2 protein-coding genes are annotated in these 2,933 nt (G+C 45.3%); both read right to left on the bottom strand.

What is annotated here, in order from left to right; genetic code table 11:
* Positions 1-78 precede the first annotated feature (78 nt).
* Entirely contained in the window at positions 79-1,263 is a 1,185-nt protein-coding gene (locus AB4653_RS25330) for a cystathionine beta-lyase (RefSeq protein ID WP_017100080.1), read from the bottom strand.
* A gap of 183 nt (positions 1,264-1,446) precedes the next feature.
* The gene (gene cls, locus AB4653_RS25325; protein ID WP_012604351.1) at positions 1,447-2,901 is read right to left on the bottom strand and encodes a cardiolipin synthase; all 1,455 of its coding nucleotides are present in this window, start codon (positions 2,899-2,901) and stop codon (positions 1,447-1,449) included.
* Positions 2,902-2,933 lie beyond the last annotated feature (32 nt).

Here is a 2,933-nt window from a genome sequence, read left to right as displayed (position 1 = left end):
CTTCTACACCAAGAGCTTACCGAACTAAAAAAGGCAGGTTGTCCCTGCCTTTTTGTGGAAACTTGTTTATTGTTTTACTTAAACCAGAGCGTTGTAACGATCTAGTCCAGCTTCTAGATCCGCAATCAGGTCATCGACGTCTTCTAAGCCGATATGAACGCGTATCAAGGTTCCTTCGAAGTTAGGGTTCGCTACCGTTCTCAAGCTATTAAAGCTGCTCGGTTCGTTCGCTAGAATCAAACTTTCAAATCCACCCCATGAGTAACCCATACTAAAGTGCGTCATACCATCAAGCAGAGCAGTCGTTGCTTTTGTGTTTGAGTTCTTCAGTACGAAAGAGAACAAACCATTACCGCCAGTGAAGTCTCGTTTGAAGAATTCATGACCAGGACAAGACTCAAGGGCAGGGTGACGAACATGGTCAACCTCAGGGCGTGTTTCTAACCACTTTGCTACTTTAAGGCTGTTTTCAGCATGTTGGCGAAGTCGAACGTCAAGAGTGCGAATACCGCGAAGACCAAGATAAGCGTCATCTGGAGATACGCACTGTCCCATCAAGTAACTCTGCTCTCTCAGTTGATCCCAACATTTTTCGTTGGCTACCGCAGTTCCTAGCATCACATCAGAGTGACCAACAATGTATTTAGTCGCCGCTTGAATTGAGATGTCGACGCCAAAATCGAACGGTGAGAAGTTAACACCAGCCGCCCACGTGTTATCGAGCATTACAATGATGTCATGTTCATGAGCAATACGTGCGAGTGTTGGGATGTCTTGAACTTCCATGGTGACTGAACCCGGAGATTCAGTAAATAGAACCTTAGTATTTGGCTTAATAAGGTCTTGGATACCTTCACCGATCGTTGGCTCGTAGTAAGTGGTCTCTACACCCATCTTTTTCATTATGGTGTCACAGAAATCACGAGTGGGTTCATAACAGGTATCGACCATCAGAATATGGTCACCTGTTTCAACAAAAGAGAGGATGGCATTAGAGATGGCTGCCGTACCACAAGGGTAAAGTGCGCAACCTGCACCACCTTCAACTTCAACCATTGCATCTTGAAATGCGAAATGAGTCGTGGTGCCACGGCGTCCGTAGAAAAGTGTCTTGTTAGCGCGGTTAATGGTCGCTTTGCGTTTCTCTTCTACTGTGTTGAACACGACAGTTGAAGCGCGTTGTACTGGTGGGTTAACGACACCATTAGTCCACTTCTTATCACGACCTGCAGTGATCAGTTTAGTGGTTTTGTTCTCGGACATGCTGTGAATTCCTTATCAATCGGTTATGTCCTATTTAAAACATGCCAATAGCCTTCAAAGCAAGAGCAGAGCGGGAGTTTTTGCGCTTTTCTTTCGCTTTTTAACCTTCCACGTCGTTTATCGTGAAAGGTTTAAAATCCGATAGTCGGCGAGTGATGAGCCGGGGTGGACGCATTGATGGAATTAAAGCAGCGGGTTGAATAAGTAAAACAACCTTTCGAAGAAGCGGTTGCGTAGGTTTCTCTGCTCCCATTGCTCCAATTCCACTGGATGAGATGATTCAATATAGGATTGCTGCAAATCAAACAGTTGCTTGGTGAAGTGCACATCATCAACGGCTAGCGTTACTTCGAAGTTAAGCCATAGGCTGCGCATGTCGATATTGACCGTTCCGATTAAGCAAAACTCTTCATCAATCACTACCGATTTGGTGTGAAGAAGCCCGCCGTAAAACTCATATATCTTCACTCCGGCTTCAAGCAGTTCGGTATAGAAGGCGCGAGAAGCCCATTTAACCATTAATGAATCGTTGTTATGTGGAATGATTAATTCGACGCTGACACCACGTTGTGCCGTCATTTTGAGTGTTTCTAATAAGTCGGCACTCGGTACAAAATAGGGTGTTGTAATACGAACTGAATGGTTTGCTTGATTAATCGCAATAGTAAGAACTTGCAGAATCAAATACTCCGGCATGCCCGGCCCAGATGGCACTACTTGAACTGGATGATGCGTCATTATTTCTTCAACCGGGCACTCTGGTAAATCAGGAAGAATGCGTTCACCGGTTTCCACTTCCCAATCCCAACCATGAATTGCTGACAACACGTTAACGGTTGGCCCAGTGACGCGAACCATGACATCAATCCATTGGCCGACACCTGAGCTCTGTTTGAAATGAGCTGGATCTACCATATTCATTGACCCGGTATAGGCGATGGACTCATCAATCACGATGATCTTCCGGTGCTGCCTTAGATCTAAACGGCGTAAGAAAATACGCCAAGGACTAACCTCTAATGCTTGGACAACGTGAACGCCAGCGTCTTTCATCATTGAACGCCAGTGACTTTTGAAAAAACGCGGGCTACCTGCAGAATCGAGTAAAACTTTAACATCGACACCACGTTTTGCTGCTCGAATAAGTGCGGAAGCAACGGAGTCAGTTAAGCCACCGGGGTGCCAAATATAGAAAACCATTTTGATACTCGTCTGGGCGTTTTCTATATCTTCGATAATTGCGTGTAGGATTTCATTAGGAGAAGCTTGCAGTGAAAGTGTGTTTCCGCTGAGAGCTGGAATGCCCATCCGATTGTTACAAAGCTCATCAATTTTGTGGATAGGAGAGCCGACTTTACCTGGAAGGTGGACTTGGCAATCATTTAATTGGCGGAACCAATCACCAAAAGGCGTAAACATGCGATGTGCCCGCTCAGCCCTCTTTCTACCGAGATTTAGCTCTCCGAAAAGGAAGTAACAAGCGACGCCAACAATAGGGATAATGTAGATAACCATCAACCATGCGAGAGAAACGCTGACAGAGCGTCGTTTTAGTACGACACGAAAAGTCACACCGGCGACAAGGACCCAGTATAAAGCGACAGAAGCTAAAGTTAAAAAATGGTAGAGCTTTTCCACATTGAATACTCGAAAAAAGAGACACTTAGATA

The organism is Vibrio sp. 10N.222.48.A3, from assembly GCF_041475345.1.
GTDB classification, from domain to species: Bacteria; Pseudomonadota; Gammaproteobacteria; order Enterobacterales; family Vibrionaceae; genus Vibrio; species Vibrio tasmaniensis_A.
The sequence above is the reverse complement of the archived record's forward strand: the minus strand, read 5'-3'. Positions and strand labels throughout refer to the sequence as shown.

Excerpts from the sequence above, each read along its gene's own strand:
- AB4653_RS25330 (WP_017100080.1), bottom strand. The coding sequence starts at position 1,263 with ATGTCCGAGAACAAAACCACTAAACTGATCACTGCAGGTCGTGATAAG.